This is a genomic window from Embleya sp. NPDC020630 (assembly GCF_044334985.1).
Taxonomy (GTDB): Bacteria; Actinomycetota; Actinomycetes; order Streptomycetales; family Streptomycetaceae; genus Embleya.
This window is the reverse complement of the sequence record NZ_JBIRUB010000001.1, coordinates 56666-74719: the sequence shown is the minus strand read 5'-3', so window position 1 is coordinate 74719 and position 18054 is coordinate 56666. Positions and strand designations below refer to the sequence as shown.

General features: G+C 72.4%; 11 protein-coding genes. All 11 read right to left on the bottom strand.

What is annotated here, in order from left to right:
- Positions 1–52 precede the first annotated feature (52 nt).
- The 11 genes from ACH4XV_RS00290 to ald all read right to left on the bottom strand — a co-directional run bounded on the left by ACH4XV_RS00290 (position 53) and on the right by ald (position 17868).
- Positions 53–1132 (bottom strand): hypothetical protein, encoded by a 1080-nt coding sequence (locus tag ACH4XV_RS00290; protein ID WP_395785626.1) that lies wholly within the window; start codon positions 1130–1132, stop codon positions 53–55.
- On the bottom strand, positions 1129–3708 hold the full coding sequence (locus tag ACH4XV_RS00285; protein ID WP_395785624.1) for a hypothetical protein: 2580 nt from the start codon (positions 3706–3708) through the stop codon (positions 1129–1131). Before ACH4XV_RS00285 ends, ACH4XV_RS00290 begins: the two co-directional genes overlap by 4 nt.
- Entirely contained in the window at positions 3705–7811 is a 4107-nt protein-coding gene (locus tag ACH4XV_RS00280) for a tubulin-like doman-containing protein (protein ID WP_395785622.1), read from the bottom strand. Before ACH4XV_RS00280 ends, ACH4XV_RS00285 begins: the two co-directional genes overlap by 4 nt.
- Positions 7812–7872: 61 nt before the next feature.
- Positions 7873–10215 (bottom strand): VWA domain-containing protein, encoded by a 2343-nt coding sequence (locus ACH4XV_RS00275; RefSeq protein ID WP_395785620.1) that lies wholly within the window; start codon positions 10213–10215, stop codon positions 7873–7875.
- Positions 10216–10615: 400 nt separating this feature from the next.
- A complete protein-coding gene (locus ACH4XV_RS00270) occupies positions 10616–11602 on the bottom strand; it encodes a pseudouridine synthase (RefSeq protein ID WP_380008482.1) in 987 nt (328 codons plus the stop codon).
- On the bottom strand, positions 11602–12225 hold the full coding sequence (gene scpB, locus ACH4XV_RS00265; protein WP_395787027.1) for an SMC-Scp complex subunit ScpB: 624 nt from the start codon (positions 12223–12225) through the stop codon (positions 11602–11604). Before scpB ends, ACH4XV_RS00270 begins: the two co-directional genes overlap by 1 nt.
- A gap of 227 nt (positions 12226–12452) precedes the next feature.
- Complete coding sequence (locus ACH4XV_RS00260) at positions 12453–13505, bottom strand: segregation and condensation protein A (RefSeq protein WP_395785618.1); 1053 nt, start codon at positions 13503–13505, stop codon at positions 12453–12455.
- Positions 13506–13645: 140 nt separating this feature from the next.
- Positions 13646–14206 carry a hypothetical protein gene (locus ACH4XV_RS00255; protein ID WP_395785616.1) on the bottom strand — a complete coding sequence of 187 codons (561 nt, stop codon included), beginning with the start codon at positions 14204–14206 and terminating at the stop codon, positions 13646–13648.
- A complete protein-coding gene (locus ACH4XV_RS00250; protein WP_020555592.1) occupies positions 14191–15165 on the bottom strand; it encodes a ParA family protein in 975 nt (324 codons plus the stop codon). The genes ACH4XV_RS00255 and ACH4XV_RS00250 overlap by 16 nt, the downstream gene beginning before the upstream one ends.
- A gap of 381 nt (positions 15166–15546) precedes the next feature.
- On the bottom strand, positions 15547–16437 hold the full coding sequence (locus ACH4XV_RS00245) for a tyrosine-type recombinase/integrase (protein ID WP_395785614.1): 891 nt from the start codon (positions 16435–16437) through the stop codon (positions 15547–15549).
- A 312-nt stretch (positions 16438–16749) separates the two neighbouring features.
- Positions 16750–17868 carry an alanine dehydrogenase gene (gene ald, locus ACH4XV_RS00240; RefSeq protein WP_078977799.1) on the bottom strand — a complete coding sequence of 373 codons (1119 nt, stop codon included), beginning with the start codon at positions 17866–17868 and terminating at the stop codon, positions 16750–16752.
- Positions 17869–18054 lie beyond the last annotated feature (186 nt).

The following is an 18054-nucleotide window of genomic DNA, read 5'->3' as shown; positions in this document are numbered from 1 at the left end:
GCCATCGCGTTCGACTCATCCGATGCGCCCGGTTCGACCCGGCCCGTGGCGTTCACCCCATCCGGTCCTTCCCGAAGAGCCGAAACCGGCCGGTCCTCGGCGGCTCGGCGGACCTGCCCGGTGGCTCCGGGGGCCTGGGCGGCAGCACGGGCGGGGGTCGGTCCGGGGTGCCCGCCCGGTGCGCCGGCCGCGGTTGGCCGGGCAGCGGCATGCGCTGCCGTTTGCGCTCCATCGCCGCCTCGTAGCCGCGCCGCCCCTCGGCGAGCGGGTCGTACTGGGCGTGGCCCGCCACGTACGGGTCCGGTTCGCCGAGTCGGCGCAGCAGTTCGGCGGCGCCCGGGCGGCGCACCGCCTCCGCCTCGAACACGCCCTGGAACAGGTCGAGCAGCAGCCCCTGGGTCTCCACACCGACCGGGACACGGCCCTGGCGGATCGGGCGTCCGGTGGTGACGTGGTAGGCGACCTGCGCGGCCGACCAGACGTCGTCGCGCGGATCGGCCGGCCCGGGCCCGCGCAGCGGCCCCGGCGCGGCCCACATCGCGGTGCCCAGGCTGCTGCGCGGCTCGCCGGCCAACGCCGCGTGCCCGAAGTCGATTACCTGGAGCCGGCGCTGCTCACGCTGCCAGCGCACGCTGCTCGGGGTCAGGTCACCGTGCACGACGCCGGCCGACTCGAGGTAGCGCACGGTACGGAAGATCGCCCGGCGGAACGCGTCCTGCTCCTCGCTGAGCAGTTTGCCCACCACGTCCTCGGCGGGCGGGCAGGGGCTCGCCTCCAGGAGCAGGAAGGGCTCGACCCCGTCGAAGTCGTGTCCGGCCACCCGGACCAGCTCGCGCGGATACCCGGCGCCGCCGAAGGTGCGCACCAGCCGCAGCAGCACCCGGATCTCGGTCTCCAGGCTCGCCTCGGCGCCCACCCGGCGCCGCGGGTCCAGCCGCCCGAGCCGCTTCTGCACGAAGACGCTGCCGTCCTCCACGTCGCGCACGTCGCGGATCCGAAACGGCTGCCCGGGCGGGGCCGGCCGGTCCGGGCCGAACTCGACCCGGCGCTCCACCGAATAGCCCTCGGGGTCGGTGTAGCCGAGCTTGCCCTCGCCCGACGGCTCGCCCGCCTGCCCCGTCCCGCCGCTCACGGCGCCCATCCGCCGTCGTACCGGTCGTCACCCGCACCGGGTCGGTCGGCGCCGCCGGCGCTCTCCTCCCAGATCCGCGCGTCGTCCACCGAGCCGGGCAGCAGCGGCAGCAGGCGCAGCACACCGGCCATCCGGCCGCCGCCGGTCCACACCAGTTCGTGCTCGATCGCGTGCCCGGTGCGGCGCTCGCGCAACGCCTCGCGCACGGCGGGACGCACTCCGCGCGGGGCGAAGCGCACGCTGACGGTGTGCGTCGGCGCGTGGTCGAGCAGGACCAGCTGATCGCTCGCGCACAGTTGCAACATCGAGTGCGCCGCGGGCTGCCCGAGCAGTTCGGCGATGCGGTCCGCGTCGCCGCCGACCGCCTCGCCGACGTGCGGGCGGTCCTGGCCCTGCCGGCCGAACGACGGCGCGGCCTGCACTCCGTTGTGCGCGAGGTGGTCGGTGTACGCGCGCAGCACGGGCCGCAGTTCGGGCGCCGCGCCGCGCCGGGATGCCTCCGCCGGGTCCCGCTCCAGGAGCGGCCACAGCGGCTCGAACGCGGCGTGCAGCGCGTCCACGAGGTCGCCGAGGACGGTGTCGTACAGGCTCGCCCCGCCCGCGCCCGGCGGCGGTCCCGACGGCGGCGCGGGCCGGCCGGGCGTCGGATGGCCGCCGGTGCCGAACGACTCCGCGCCGGGATACGGCGATACCGGACGACCCGACGGCGGGTAGCCGCCGGTGCCGACGTTTCCCCCGCCGGGATACGACGGTGCGGGAGGGAAGCCCGGCATCGTGTGGCCACCGGTGCCGAAGTTCTCCGCGGCCGGATCCGGTCCGGCCGGCTCGCCGGCGAACTGCCGCTCCAGCGCGGCCGCGTCGTCGGTCAAAAGCGTGGCGCTCTCCTCCAGCAACGCGGCCAGCACGGTGGCCCGGTCCACCGCCTCGCGGCGCGGACCGGCCAGCGCCCAGTCGTTCCACACGGTGCGCACGAGCAACGCGTGCAGCCCGTGCAGCGCGCGAGTGGCCGCGCCCAGGCCGAGCACGCGCTCCCAGCGCCGTACCCGCAACCGCCAGTCCAGGCCGGGCAGCACGAGCAGTACGCCCAGGCCGAGCACCACGGCGAGCGGCCCGACGCCGGTCGGCGGATCCCACGCCCGCCCCGCGAGCACCCCGCAGACCGCGCCGACCAGCGCCACCAGGCCGGTGACGAGGATCATCGGCAGCGCCTCGGGCGGCAGCACGGCCCGGCCCTCGCGGTCCGGGCGCCGGGCGGTGATCAGGATCGACCCGAGCAGCGCGAGCACCACCGCGAGCCCCGCGCCGACCACGCCGAAGGCGGGCCACAGGGAGGTCAGGAACGCGCCGAGCAGCAGGCCGCCGACGATGCCGACATGGGCCGGGCCGAGCGGAAACGCGGCCGGGCGCAGGTAGCGGGTCAAAAAGCCGTCCGAGCAGCTCTGGTCCACCTCGTGGGCCCGGGCGGCGCCCGCCCCGGGGGTGATCCGGTCGGCGAGTTCGCGCAGCCGTTCGGCCAGCCCGCGCAGCCCCTCGGGGCGGTCGAACGCGGCGGCGGTACGGGTGTACAGAGCCGCGGCCACCGAGTTCGCGCCGAGCCCGGGCGGCTCCGGGATCACCACGCCGACCTGGTCCAGCCAGGCCCGCCCGTCCGCGTCGAATCCGGCCGCGCCCCGGCCCACGGTCTGCCGGACCAGGTCCCGGTAGTCGCGCAGCACGGTCGCCGCGTCGGCGATCTCGCCGTCGATCGAGCGCCCGCCGCGCCCGGCCGAGCCATAGAGCGCGACCGGCGCGGCCAGCACGGTCAGCCGCTGCTGGGCCCGCTTGAACCCCTGCTCGGCATGCGCCCACCGCACCCCGAGCGCACCGTCCGGACGCACACACTCGCGCACCCCGCCGGTGGTGGTGACCAACCCGGCGCCCTGCTCGTCGGCCAGCGCCGCCAGCGGCTCCGGCCAGGGTTCGTCGACCCCGCCCTCGGCGCCGGCCAGCCGCTGCACGGCGCGGATCCGGGCCCGCCGTACCGCGTCGTCCCGGATCCGGTGCACGAACACGTTCATCCCGGGGGCGGCGATCGAGCGGGGCATCTCGGTCACCCCGGCGAGCACCTGGTCGAACACCTCGGGCTGGCTCAGCACGTCGACCAGCGGGGCGAGCGCGTCCGCGTCGTCGGGGGTGAGCACCACGCCGGGTGCCCGCCCCGGCGCCCACTCGGTGCCCCGGACGTCGCCGACCCACAGCGTGGCCGCGTCGCTGCCGGCGAGCTGGCCGGGCCGGCGCAGCACGATCGAGCCGTCCACGGGCGCGCCGACCGCGACGCACACGACCTTGCTGTACATGCCGGCGAAGATCCGCTCGTACGCGTGCCGGTGTGCCGTCAACTCGTCGACGGAGTCGAGCACCAGCACCCGGTCGGCGTCCACGTTGCGGGTCCCGGCGGGCACCCGGGTGCGCGCGTAGGCGGTCTGCACGTCGGCGAAGGTCCGCGCCGCCATCACCGTGTCGTACTCGGTGCGCAGGTCGACCACGATCACCAGCGGGCGCGGGACGCCCGCGCCCGGAACGGCGGTGTCGGTCACCAGCCACCCCCGGGCAGTTCGCGCTCGTCGTGGTCCTCGGGCGGGTCGAGCCGCCGGGTGCGGTCGAGGCCGTCGAGGCGGATCGTGTCCGGATCCGGCTCGTCCGGGCCGGGCCGGTCGTGCGGGTCGTACGGATCCCGCGCGGCGTGCGGGTCGTACGCGTCCCGGACTCCGCGCGCGTCCCGATCGGCGCGCGGCAGCGCCGGCGGATACGGGTCGTAGGGTTCGTCCCGCTCGGTCCGCCCGCGGCGCTCCGAGGCATCGCGGTCGTCCCGGTCGTCGTGCCGCGGCGCCGGCTTGTCAAGGCTCGGTCGGGTCACCTCGGGCAAGTCCACATCGCGCCACGCGTCCCGGCCGCGCGGCTCCGGTACGTCCCGCCGCTCCCGGTCCTCCTTCTCGAACACCGGCCCACCCGGCTCCCGAAGGGGCCGCCGCTCGCGCTCCTGCTCCCGCAGGTCCGCACGATCCTCCCTGGGCCGACGCGCCTCGCGCCGCTCCCGCTCCCGGTCCTCGCGCACCCGGTCCCGCTCGTCCCGCACCTCGCGTGCCTCGCGCACGTCCCGAACATCGCGCGGATCGCGCTCGTCACGAGGACCCATATCACGCACGTCCCGCGCATCGGGCTCGTCCCGCCGGTCCCGCCGATCCCGGAGGCCGCGCCCCTCCCGCACATCCCGCACGTTCCGCTCGTCCCACGAATCCCGCTCGTCCCGCACCCGCTCGGGCCCGCGGCGCTCCCACTCCGCACCACGCTCGTCCCGGTCCCGGTCCCGGTCCCGGTCCCGTTCGCGTTTGCGCTCCCGAGCCCGCTCGTCCGCCTCCCGGACCCACGCGTCGTCGCGCTCGTCCCGCCGGCGGTCCCGCTCCCGGCCGCGCTCGTCCGCCGCGCGATCCCACCCGTCCCCACGCGCGTCGTCGTACCCCGCGCCCGGGTAGCCCCCGTCCTCCTCGTCCCGATACTCCAGCTCGCGCAACGAGTCCCGGTTCGCCCCCTGGTGCGAGAACGACAGGTCGAGCGCGGCGGGCAGGGTGACCTCCCACAACCGCAACAACTCCTCCGCCCAGCCCCGGCTGCGCTCGGGCAGCCGATTGCGCAGCTCGTGCAACGTGCGGACCTGGCGCGGGGCCACCTCGTGCACGAAGTGCCGGTACAGCGGCGCCGGTTCGCGTACCCGCGAGCCCAGCCCCTCGGGGTAGGTGAGCATCAGCTGCTTGGCGAACTCCCGCCGTACCGAGGCGTCGTCGGTCAGCGTCCACTCCTCGTAGGCGCGCAGCAGGCTGCCCCACGAGGAGGCCCGGTCGAACGGGCGCAGCGGCAGCTTCATCACCGTCGACCCGTGCGGCAGCCGGATGTCGACCACCTCGGGCGAGGACCGGTCCCCGCGCGCCACCTCGACCTGGCCGTTCCACATCGCGCACAACAGCCGGTGCAGGATGTAGGCCCGGTGGCCCTCGGTCGTGGCCAGCCAGTCGTAGGTGAAGCCGAGCCGCTGCCGCCACTTGAGGAAGTCGACCGGGTCCTGCCGGTCCAGCGAGCGCGACCACTGCGCGAGCACCTGGCGCACCTCGGGCACCTCGGTCAGGCTCATCGCGCTGCGGAAGAGCACCACCACGATCGACTCCTGCTCGACCGCGCGGAACTCGATCTTGCGGGACGGCTCGTTGGGGATGTTGAGCATCCGTTCCAGGTATTGCCGCACGTCCGCGTCGTGCGCGGTGCCGGGGTGCGCGATCAGCACCTTGAGTTCGCCGCTGCCCTCGGGCGAGAAGCCGTTGGGCAACATGCCCGCGAGCTTTTGCACGAACTGTTCCAGGTCCTCCTCGCCCACCGAGGCGCCGCGCTTGGTGGCGGCGCGGGTGAGCAGGTCGCGCACCGGCGGCAGCAGCGGCTGCGCGTTCAGCTCGCCGGCCTGTACGAACAGGGTCTTGACCTGCTGCTTGATCTGGTCGCGCACGTAGGTGACCGCGGCCGGGCCGCCCTCGCGCTCCTCGCCCATCTCGTAGGCGCGTTGCCAGATGCCCGTGCCGAGGAGCTTGCCGACGATCTGCGCGGCGCCGGACGTCTCGGGCAGCCGTTCGCGGTCCACGAAGCGGCGCAACACCTGGCGGTAGAACGACTCCAGGTTGCCCTGCGGCGGCAGCAGGTAGGACACGCCGGAGCGCTGTCGGTACAACTCGCGGGTGGCCCGGGAGAAGTTGGCCTCCTCGGTGTCGCGGTGGTCGTTGAACGCCTGGGCGAGACCGTCCACGACATGCCGCAGGTAGACCATCTTGCGGTCCCACACCTCGGCCTGGGCGCCCCACTGGGCATGCCAGTTGCGGCGCGAGCGCCACTCGAACCAGCGCTGCTGGGCGGCCAGCGCGCGCTGCACCTCGGGGTCGCCCCATTTGGCCTTGACCACCCCGCCCGCGCGGTCCTTGATCGCCGGTATGTGCGGCGCGTTGACGGTGATCCCGGGCGGTGGGGTGGGCTCGGTACTGCAGTGCGCGAGCAGACCGGCGACCCCGGGCCGATCCGCGTCGTGGTAGAGCCGCCGGTCGCCGAAGAGCACCCGGCGGGCGCGGAACAGGTCGCCTTCGGCCAGGAGTTGACGGATTCCGCGGGCGTGGTTGAACTCTTCGGCCAACTGCGCGGTATGCGTGCGCAGTTGCGCCTCCTGCTGACGCAACGCCTGTTCCATCGCCCGGGTTCGGGCGTTGAGCGCCTGCATGATGCCCGCGGCGCCCTTGGCCGGCGCGGGGTCGGCGACGTGCGGCGGTGCGCACAACCACAGTTCGCTCAGGCCCGCCACCGACATGAACGACTTGATCTGCTCCAGGTTGGCCTCGGCGGACACCCGCACGTCCGAGGTCAGATCGCGCACCGCCTGGGCGAGGAGGCGACCGGCCACGATGTCGGCGAGTTCGTCCACCGGCACGGTCATCGACGCGACCAGGCTGGTGGAGACCCCGCAGGCGCCGATCCCGCTGGGCGCGGGCACCTCGCGCCGCACACCCTCGTTGATGAAGCTGTCCGCGAACGACTGGTACAGGTCGCCCTGGACGACCGCGTTCTCCAACTCCGGCCCGCCGGCGTTGAGTCCGGTCCCGATCAGCGACATCACCAGCGAGACCACCGAGCGGTGCAGGTCCTCGCGCTCGATGCCGCTGGTGCGGCTGAACAGGAAGCCCGTCTGTACGGTGCCGGCCTTGAGCCGGGTCGACTCCAGACCGGGGTAGCGCACCGCGAGGTTGCCCGCCGGCGCGCCCAGGCCGGTGTCCAACTCCTCCTGCGCGTACTGCCCGTTCTGGTCGTCGACGAGCTGGAACAGGTCGAGCAGCGCACGTCCGGCGTTGAGCACGGCGGGCCGGCCGCCCCCGCGCTCCTCGTCGAACGCGGACGGCATCAGCACCAGCGGGTAGATCTTGATCCCGTCGTAGCCCTGCGAGAACGCCTCGCCGATCAGGTGCAGGTAGTCGTAGAAGATCCCGCACCCGGTGCCGCCGGCGATGGAGAAGGCGACGAACACGTCGCAGGTGTTGCGGTTGTTCTGACTGCCGCTGAGCGCCATCAGGTGGTCGTTGCCGTTGCTGATCAGTCCGACCGCACGGCGCAACGGGTCCATCGCGGGGGCGAGTCCGTGCCGGAAGGTCTCGAACAGGGCGGCGCGCCCGACGGTGGGCAACTGCCCGGCGCCGCGCCGCAGGGGGGTCACCCGGGGCTCGCCCTCGCGGGCGGGCAACCAGGGGATGGTCTCCTCCGCCGCGTTGATCCGCAGCGAACGGGCCACCTCCGGATAGGTGTTCAGCGGCGGCACCAGCTGAGTGGTCAGGTGCGCGTTGCGGTCGGCGGCGGCCCGATGGGCGGGCGGCGCGGCGCGCAACCGCTGCCGCTGCAACTCGTTCTCGTTCAGGTCGGCGTAGACGAACTGGATGCAGTTGGGCAGTTGGTACGGGGCGAGTTGGCCACCGAGCCGCTGCATCAGCCCCGTACCGTCCGCGCCGCACAACTCCTCACGCAGCCGTCGCTCGAGTTCGGCTCCGATCAGACATCCGGTACCGCCCAGGCCCACGAACAGCATCGACTGGTGGATGGACATGCCCCTGCGGCCTTGCGCTGCCACGGGCCCTCCTCGAAAAGTGCGTGACGTGCGAGTTCAGGTGCCTTCGACCCCGCGCCGGGGACTAACGCGGTGGTCCGTAGCCGAACGTGGTGTCGTCGGGGCCCGGGTTCGCCCCGGGACCCGAGCCGGGCTCCGCGGCCGGTCCCGAACCGTACGGGCCGTAGGGGTTGTACGGCCGTTCCGCGCCGTAGGCCCCCTCGCCGCCGTACGGTCGCGGCGGCGCGGCCGTGGGCGCGGCCGAGCCGTAGCCGCCGTAGGGATCGGCGGACCCCCCGCCGCCGCCGTACGGATCGGCGGGACCGCCCGCCCCGTCGGCCGGCCCGGCCTGCACCCGCTCGTCGGCGAAGCCGAGCGCCAGTCCGGGTTCGATCTCGGTGGGGCGGCCCATGTCCAACTGCAGACGTGTGCCGAGCGGGGTCTCCACGTCCAGGGTGCCGGTCGCGGCGGTCCGCCGCACGGTCCACGCGGTTCCGGGTTCGTGCTGGTACAGCGGGATCAACTGCGGCGGGAAGGCGGTGGTGTCGAGCTTGAACCACATCGCCTCGGCGCGCTCGTCCAGCGGCCGGGTCTCCACCCCGATCTGCTGCCCGTCGCGGTACAGGCGCAGCACGATCGGCCCGATCCGCCGGGCCCGCCCGCGCCGCTTGGCGAGGTAGCCGAGCAGGCCGAGCAGCAGCGCGATCAGCACGACGGCTCCGATCACCAACCACAGATACCGGTCCCAAAAGCCGGGCGGCGGCTCGACCGTGATGGTGCGCGTGGTGTCGGCGAGCACCTTGTCGCCGTCACTGGTGTCCACCACCCGGACCCGGCCGGTGTGGTCGCCCTTGGCGATGTTGTCGCCGAAGGTCAGCTTGAAGCCGAACGAATCGGAGCCGGCGCTCACCCGCTGCTCGCCGCCGGTGATCCGCATGCCGACCTTCGGCGGGAAGTCGGCGACCACCCGCAGGGTGTGCGGCTTGCCGTCGGTGACCTTCCACTGCACGGTGCCGGCGACGCTGCCGCCGGGTTCGATGGTGGTGTCGCCCCATTTGAGTTCGACGCCCACGGCCGCCGGGCCCTGGCCCAGGGTGACCGTCTTGACCTCCTGGGCGCCGGTCACACCGGGCGCGGTGATGGTGCCGGTGAAGCGCACATCGCCGGTGGTGCCGCCGGGGATGCGGTAGTCGCTGTAGAACTCGCCCTTGTCACCGGCCTTGAGCGGGATGTCGGCCTTGAGGCCGGCCCCCTCGACGTGCCCGGCCACCGTCACGCCCTTGAGCGCGGCGGGATCGGTGAGGTTCTTCTCCCGGGTCTGGAGGAAGACGCTGAACCGGACCGACTCGCCCACGCTCGGCTGCGGCGGGTTGAGTTGCACGTAGGACTTGACCACGCCCTGCCACAACGCCGCCGCGCTGACCGGCCCGGACGCGCCGGCGCGCGCCTTGAGGTGGATCCGCCACTTGCCGGCGATCGGGTCGGACACCCGCAACGTCTCGGTCCGCGAACCCTGTCCGCGCCGCTCGGTGCCGGGCGCGGCGTCGACCTGCTTGCCGTCGGGGTCGAAGAAGGTCGCGTCGATGTCCGGGTTGGCCTTCTGCACCTGGATGACCACGTCGGTGGCGATCGCGGGGATCGTCACCTCCAGGTCGGCCTCGCCGTCGACGTCGGTCGAGGCGGTCTGGGTCACCCCGGCGCAGCGCGCGCTGCCGAACGCCTTGCGCAGCGTCTGGACGACCTCGCCCGAGTCCTTGATCACCGATGCCTTCGGCGCGTCCTCGGGACGGGCCGAGCAGAACGACGGCGCCCCGCCGCCCGCGATCCGGTTCAGCTGCGCGGTGTCGATCCCGGCGCCGAAGCCCAGTGGCCAGATCTGTACGCCCGCCGCCTTGGCCTCGGCCAGCGCACTGGTCAGCGCCTTGTCCAACTCGCCCGGGATCCGCGCGGCGTCGGCGCCGTAGCCCTCGTTCGGCTGCACGGACATCGCGCCGTCGGTGGTGATGAACAAGACCTTGGGCTGCCCGGCCGGCGCGGAGCGGAGCATGCTCACGCCCTGCTTGATCGCGGCCGGGATGTCGGTGTTGTTGCCCTCCTGGTCGGTGCGCGGGCGCAGTTTGCCGGCGCACCCGGCCGCGGCCGGGTCGGACACCGGGATCATCGGGCAGACCACGTCCACCGCGGGCTTGGATCCGGCGCCGCTGCCGAAGCCGACCATGCCCACCCGGGAGTCGGGCGAGAGTTCGCCGATCGCGGCGAGGCCGGCGGCGTCCTTCTCCCGATCGAGGTCGGGGCCCTTGAGACTGCCGGACTCGTCGACCAGGACCACGTAGGAGATCGGCGCGACCTTGAGGTTGGGATCTCCCCCCGGCGGGTCGGCGGCGCGGGCGGCCCCGGGCAGGAGCGCGAGGGCGAGCGCGCCGAGCACGATCGCTCCGGCCGACCGTCGTGAACGCCGTGTGGAGGGCGCCGGCCGCGGCGCTCCCCGGCGGACAGGCAGCACCACTGTGGCGTCCCCCCTGCTGTCGGCCCCGCCGTGCGCGGGGCACACCTCGGGTGTTCGGCAACGTTCTAGCAGCTGTGCGGGGGGTCGCGGGCACCGTTCGCGATCACTGGAACACGCCCGGTTCCGAACCGTTATCGGCCACCATCCCCAGCGCGTGTCTTCGGAGACTCGCCAGACCCCCGTGCGGGCTTCCACGATGCACCATCCCACCGTCCGGCGGAACCGAATCGGCCAGATACGAACAACGGCCGCAGCGGTTCCACCCGGAAGTGGAACTGCCGCGGCCGTCAGGACAGTTGGCTGCCCGTGCCGATGGCGCCTGCTACAGGTCGACCTGGCGGAACAACAGCCCGATCTCGTCGTTGGACAACCGGCGGGTGCGGCCGGGCTTTTGGTCGCCGAGCTGGATCGGGCCGAACTGCGTGCGCACCAGGCGCTCGACGGGGAAGCCCAGTTCGGCCAGCATGCGCCGGACGATGTGCTTGCGGCCCTCGTGCAGGACCACCTCGACGAGGTAGTTGTTGCCGACGCTGTCCACGATCCGGAAGCTGTCGGCGCGCGCGACGCCGTCCTCCAGTTCGACCCCGTCCTTGAGCCGCTTGCCCAGGTCGCGCGGGATCGGGCCCTGGATCGAGGCGAGGTAGGTCTTGCGCACCTCGTAGCGGGGGTGGGTGAGCCGGTTGGACAGCTCGCCGTGGTTGGTGAGCAGGATCAGGCCCTCGGTCTCGGTGTCCAGCCGGCCGACGTGGAACAGGCGCTGCTCGAACTCGGTGATGTAGTCGGCGAGGGTGAACCGGCCGTCCGGGTCGTACATGGTGGAGACCACGCCGGTCGGCTTGTTGAACGCGATGTAGGTCTCGGCGGGGCGGGTCGGGATGCGCATCCCGTCGACCTTGATCTCCACCGTGTCCGGGTCGACGCGCATGCCCTGCTCGGTGACCCGCTCGTCGTTGACCTGGACCCGGCCCGCGTCGATCAGGTTCTCGCAGTGCCGGCGGCTGCCGATGCCCGCGTCGGCCATCACCTTCTGCAGCCGCACGCCCTCCTGCTTCTCCCGCTCGTTGCGCTCGGTGTTGCGCATCGTGGTGGGCCGGCGGTCGGGGCGACCGGTGCTCGCCGAGGGACGGCGGTCCTTGCCGCCCGCGGCGCCCGACTTCGGCTGCCCACCCGCGCCGCCGCGACGGTTGTCGTCGGCGACCCGCCGGGGCTGCGGAGTGTTGCTGCCGCGCCCGGTGCCCCCGCGCTTGTTCACCGAGCGTTCCTTGCCTCGGTCGTTGCCGCCGGAGCCTTGCCTGTTGGTGGGTGCCATCAATCTTCCGTAGTCGTCTCGCCGTCGTCGGGATCGGTGTGCACCGCCCCGGTATCCCTCCCAGTATCCCCGCTCCGCGCAAGCGGGTACGCCGCGCGGGTCGGCAGCAGCTCCGGACTGGCCCCGCCCTCGGCCTCCAGGGCCTCGATCTCGGGCAGGAAGGGGGCCAATTCCGGCAACTCGTCCAGCGACCGCAGGCCCATCCGCTCCAGAAAGTATTCGGTGGTGCGGTACAGCGTGGCCTGGGTCTCGTACTCGACCCCGTACTCCTCGACCAGCCCGCGCGCCAGCAGCGTGCGCATCACCCCGTCGCAATTGACCCCGCGCACCGCGGCGATCCGGCCGCGGCTGACCGGCTGGCGGTAGGCGACCACGGCCAGCGTCTCCAGCGCGGCCTGGGTGAGCCGGGACTGCTGCCCGTCCAGGACGAAGCGCTCGACCGCGGCGGCGTGCTCGGGACGGCTGTAGAAGCGCCAGCCGCCGGCCACCTCGCGCAGGTCGAAGCCGCGCCCCTGGGCGGTGTACTCCAGGGCCAGTGTGCGCAGCGTGGCGACCACCTCGGGCAGGGGGTGTTCCAGCACCTCGGCGAGCAGGTGTTCGGACACCGGCTCCTGGACCACCATCAGGACTGCCTCCAGGGCCGCCGGGAGCGGACTGTCGGACACCGGGAGGGTGGGGGGCGGGGTCTTGGCGCGCGCGGCCCGGGGAGCGGGCACCGCGGCCTCGACGGGTGCCGGCGGCGGGTCGTGCTCGGGGGCGGCCTCGGGTTCCACTCCGGGTCCGACCCGGGAGCCGACCAAGGGTTCACCCCCGGCTTCGAGTCCCGGTTCGCACCGGTGGCCGTCGTCGTTCACGTGCCCTCCTCCTCGTCCGCGTCCCGCACCACGGTGTCGAATTCGTCGAACTCCGCGCTCACCGCCACATCCTCGCCGGCGCCCGCGATCCACTTCACGGTCAGCTCCCCCAGCGCCTCGACCTGGTCGAACCCCACGGCCAACTCGCGGAAGAGTTCGAGCAGGACCAGGAACCGGGCCACCACGTGCAGCGTGTCCGGCGCGTCCGCGGCCAGTTCGGCGAAGGTCGCGCTGCCCATCCGGCGCAGCCGCTCGACCACTATCGCCGCCTGCTCGCGCACGCTCACCCGCTGTGCGTGGATGTGCTCGATGGACACCACCTTCGGCGCCTTCGGCGTCATCGCCTTGGCCGCCATCCGCGCGAACCGCTCCAGATCCGTGGTGATCACCACCTCCGGCAGCAGCCCCTGGTAGCGCGGTTCCAGCGGCACGTCGCGCGGATACCGGCGGGACTCCTCGGCCCACCGGTCCGCCAGGATGCCGGCGATCTGCTTGTACGCCCGGTATTGGAGCAGCCGGGCGAACAGGATGTCCCGGGCTTCGAGCAGGGCCAGGTCCTCCGCGTCCTCGACCTCGGCGGCGGGCAGCAGCCGGGCCGTCTTGAGGTCGAGCAGGGTGGCCGCGACCAGCAGGAACTCGGTGGCCTGGCCGAGGTCCCAGTCCGGTCCCTGGGCCCGGATGTGCGCGATGAACTCGTCGGTGACCCGGGACAGCGCCACCTCGGTGACGTCCAGCTTGTGCTTGGCGATCAGGCCGAGGAGCAGGTCGAACGGGCCCTCGAAGTTGTCCAGGCTGACCCGGAAGCCGGTGCCGTCGTCCGGTACCGGAACCGGAACCGGCGCCTCGGCGGGCGGAGGCGGGGCGGGCGCGGGGACGCGGACCGGGGCGGGCCCCGCCCCGGGATCGGCGGAGCCGGGGCCGGGTTCGGATCCGGCCCCGGCGGCGGACGTCGGCGGCGGCGACCCGTCCGGCCCGACCGGAGCGGCGGGCCGGCCCGGGCCGCGCCCGAGCGCGCGTCGGGGGCGGGCGGAACCGTGGGTGTCGGACATCGTGCGCTCAATGGTGCGGGCCGCGACTGCGGGAAACGGCACGGACCCGCCGGGCGGTGGTCCGAATTGGGCCACTCAGGGGACCGGCGGGTCCGTCGAGACTTCACCGAGCGGGCAACCGCTCGAATCGGGTTTGTCGCTTAAGAGCCACGCAGCCGGCGGACGAGGATACTCGCCTCGCCGCGCGCCTCCAGGTCGGCCAGGACCACCGCGACCGCCTCGCGCACTATCCGCCCGCGGTCCACGGCCAGGCCGTAGTCGCCGCGCAGGCTCAGCCGCGCGTGTTCGAGGTCCATCAGTTCCTCGGCGGAGACGTAGACGGTGATCTTCTCGTCGTGTCGCTCGCGCCCGCTCGGGCGGCGCTGCGCACGGGTGCGCCGATGGGCCGGACGCGCGTTCGGGTCGACCCCCGCGGCGGCGGCGGACATCGACGACGCCCCCGACGGCGTGGGCGCCTCGCGGCGACCGGGCACGGGATGTTGTACGGCGTGCTGTTCGGCCTCGCCGGATCCGCCGTCCGCACCGGACGACTCGTGTCGCTCGGTGCCGTCGGGTGTGGCCCCGACCGGTGGAGCCTGCGCGGGTACGGTGCCGCGCTGCTCTCCCGCGTCGCCGCCGGCGTTCTGCTGCTGTCGCAACATCGCGCCGCCGGTGGTGCGGAACAGCTCGTCGGCACCCGGGAGACTCACTCGGCGCGACACCGGGCGAGCACCTCCCTGGCGAGCTGACGGTAGGCGGCGGCGCCCACCGAGTTGGAGGCGTAGGTGGTGATCGGTTCGCCCGCGACGGTGGTCTCGGGGAACCTGACGGTGCGTCCGATCACCGTGTGGAAGACCTGGTCGCCGAACGCCTCGGTGACCCGGGCCAGGACCTCGCGGCCGTGCACGGTGCGGACGTCGTACATCGTCGCCAGGATGCCGTCGAGCACGAGGTCGGGGTTCAGCCGCTCGTGCACCTTCTCGATCGTCTCGGTCAGCAGCGCCACGCCGCGCAGCGCGAAGAACTCGCATTCCAGCGGCACGATGACGCTGTTCGCCGCGGTGAGCGCGTTGACCGTGAGCAGACCGAGCGAGGGCTGGCAGTCGATGATGATGTAGTCGTAGTCGTTGACCAGCGGCCGGATCGCGCGCGAGAGTGTGGTCTCCCGGGCGACCTCGGTGACCAGTTGCACCTCGGCGGCCGACAAGTCGATGTTGCTGGGCAACAGGTCCATGCCGGGGATGATCGTCTTCAGCAGCACGTCGTCCGCGCTGAGATGACTTTCCATCAGCAGGTTGTAGACCGTGAGTTCGAGCTCCATGGGGTTGACGCCCAGGCCCACCGAAAGCGCGCCCTGGGGGTCGAAGTCCACGAGCAGGACCCGGCGGCCGTATTCCGCCAGCGCGGCACCCAGGTTGATGGTCGACGTGGTCTTGCCGACGCCGCCCTTCTGGTTGCACATCGCGATGATCTTCGCCGGCCCGTGTTCGCTCACCGGCGCCGGGATCGGGAAGTAGGGAAGGGCGCGGCCGGTCGGGCCGACGCGCTCGCGCCGCTGCGTGGCGGCGTCGGGAGCGAGGGTCGCGGCGTATTCCGGATCCGGTTCGTAGTCCGCGTCGGGGTCGAACGGTCCGCCACGCAGTTCCTCGGCGTAGCGCAACTCGTCGTCGTAGTAGTACATATCGTAGGCGTACTCGTGCGCGTCCGGGCCATCGAGCCCGTCGGGCCCGGCCTGGCCGGCCGGGGCGGTGTGGCCCGCCTGGACGGCGGCGTCCGTGCGCGTCCCCTGCTGGTCCTGCGGGCCGTCGGCGGGCCCGTAGGAAGAGGTAGTCGGCGCTGCACGGCCCGGCGCCGCCCCTGGCTGGGCACCCCCGGGAGCAAATGTCGACTCGTTCACAAGTCGTCTTACCTCCTTGCCGACCAGGTCATTTCTTGCTTCGTCAGCCTGAGTCCTTGCCGACGGATCGCGACTCTATGGCGTTGCGGACGGTCGCAGCAAGGCGAACCGCCCGACGCATGCAACATGTGAGGTGATCCAGTCAAGCGCCCGAGGGTGGGATCCTCAGTACATCTGACGTGGTTCGTCGGGGGTTTGGCGCACGTAGACTCGGGTCGTGGACACCGAGGAATGACCCAGGAGTTCCTGGACGACCCGGACATCGGCCCCACCGTCGAGCAAATGTGTGGCGAACGAACTCCGAAGTGTACGTGGGGAGATGCCCCGCTCCGGAGCACTGCGGCCGGCGGCGTCGGCAAGCGCGGCCCATCCGCTCTGCCGCGACAGTCGGCCGCCTCGCGCGTTGAGAAAAACGGCGGCGCCACCGGATCCCGAAGCGGCCAGCTCCGGGCGCGCCCGCGTCAAGTACACATCGAGCGCCGCCAGGGCGCCCGCCCCCAACGGCACGACCCGCCGCCGCCCACCCGAACCGCGAAGCCCGATCGTCCCGGCCGCCAAATCGACATCGGCGAGGTCCACCCCCACCGCCTCCGACACCCGAGCCCCGCACCCGTACAACACCTCGACCAGGGCCCGATCCCGAAGCCCGAACACCCCGGAGGCGGCCGAGGCCGCAACAAACAACGCCTCCACCGCCTCCACCGACAGCACATCCCCGAGCCGCCGCCCCGAAACCACCGGATCCGGCGCCGCAACCCCACTCGCCACATCCACGGCAACCAACCCGACACTCACCGCAAACGCATGAACCCCGCGCACAGCCACAAGCGCCCGCGCCACGGAAGCCGGCGCCAACCCCTCATCCCGCAAGGCCCCACCAAACCCCCGCACATCCGCGGCCCGAACCCCGCCCAACCCCTCAATCCCAAGCCCACGCAAATAGAGGAGGTACCGCCCAAGATCCCGCCGATAAGCACCCACCGTATTGCGGGCCCACCCACGCCGAAGCCCCAAATCCCCCAAATACTCCTCAACGACAGTCTCCACGCCCCTCATTCTGACGCCCAAAACACCACATGCCGCACACCCACGTCATTGGGGGTGTACGGCATGCGCACGGCCTCAAGAGACCAACCAACCAACCCGAAGCCCTCAAGCCCCAGCCCAGCCAACTTCAGCCCGGCCGGCGCTTGAGGCCAAGCAGGCAACCCGCAGCCCCCAAGCCCCAGCCAAGCCAACTTCAGCCCGGCCGGCGCTTGAGGCCACCCAGCCTGGCCGGCGCTTGAGGCCAAGCAGGTAAACCGCAGCCCTCAAGCCCGGCCAAGCCAACCCCAGCCCGGCCGGCGCTTGAGGCCAATCGAAAGGGGGTCAGGAACCCAGGACCTCTTCGAGCGAAACGGCGTCAATCCCCAGCGCCTCGCCCACAGCCGCGTTCGTAAGCCGACCCTCATGCGTCGACAGACCCAGCGCCAGCGCCCGATCCGCCTTCGCCGCCTCACGCCACCCACGATTCGCCAACTGCACGATGTACGGCAGCGTCGCATTCGTCAGCGCATAGGTCGACGTGTGCGGCACCGCACCCGGCATGTTCGCCACGCAGTAGAAGATCGAGTTGTGCACCTTGTACACCGGGTCGTCGTGCGTCGTGGCGTGCGAGTCCTCGAAGCACCCGCCCTGGTCGATCGCGATGTCGACCAGCACCGAGCCCGGCTTCATCCGCGACACCAGCTCGTTGGTGATCAGCTTCGGCGCCTTCGCGCCCGGAATCAGCACCGCGCCGATGACCAGGTCCGCGTCCAGCACGGCCTTCTCGATCTCGTACGTGTTCGACGCGACCGTCTGCAGATGCCCCTGGTAGATCCGGTCCGCGTCGCGCAGCGCCTGGATGTTCCGGTCGAGCAGCAGCACCTCGGCCTGCATGCCGAGCGCGATCGCCGCGGCGTTCATCCCCGAGACACCGGCGCCGATCACGACGACCTTCGCAGCGTAGACGCCGGAGACGCCACCCATGAGGGTGCCGCGACCGCCGCCCTGCGCCATCAGGTGGTACGAGCCGACCTGCGGCGCGAGCCGACCGGCCACCTCGGACATCGGCGCGAGCAGCGGCAGCGCGCCGTTGGGCAGCTGCACCGTCTCGTAGGCGATGGACGTGGTCCCGGCGTTGAGCAGGGCCTCGGTGCACTCCTTGCCCGCGGCGAGGTGCAGGTAGGTGAACAGCGTCTGGTCCTTGCGGAGCCGGCCGAACTCGGAGGCGATCGGCTCCTTGACCTTCAGGATCAGCTCGCCGGTCGCCCAGACCTCGTCCGCCGTACCGAGGATGGTCGCCCCCGCGGCCACGTACTCCTCGTTGGGGATGGACGAGCCGACGCCGGCGTCGTGCTCGATGAAGACCTCGTGACCGTTGCGCACGAGCTCGTGCACGCCGGCGGGCGTGATCGCCACGCGGTACTCGTGGTTCTTGACCTCGCGGGGGATACCGACCTTCACGGCTATCAAGTCCTGTCGACAGAGGGTTGGGCACCAGCGAGCCCGAGCATGCGAAAGCACGCTGTACCTCGTGGTGTCCCTAGCTTAGTGCGGTTGGAACCCCCCGCCAACCTTACAAAGTGGCAGTGAGGACTGGACCGCTTGTCTATTTCGTAGGTTGCGCCCAAAACTTTGGACAGCAGCGAG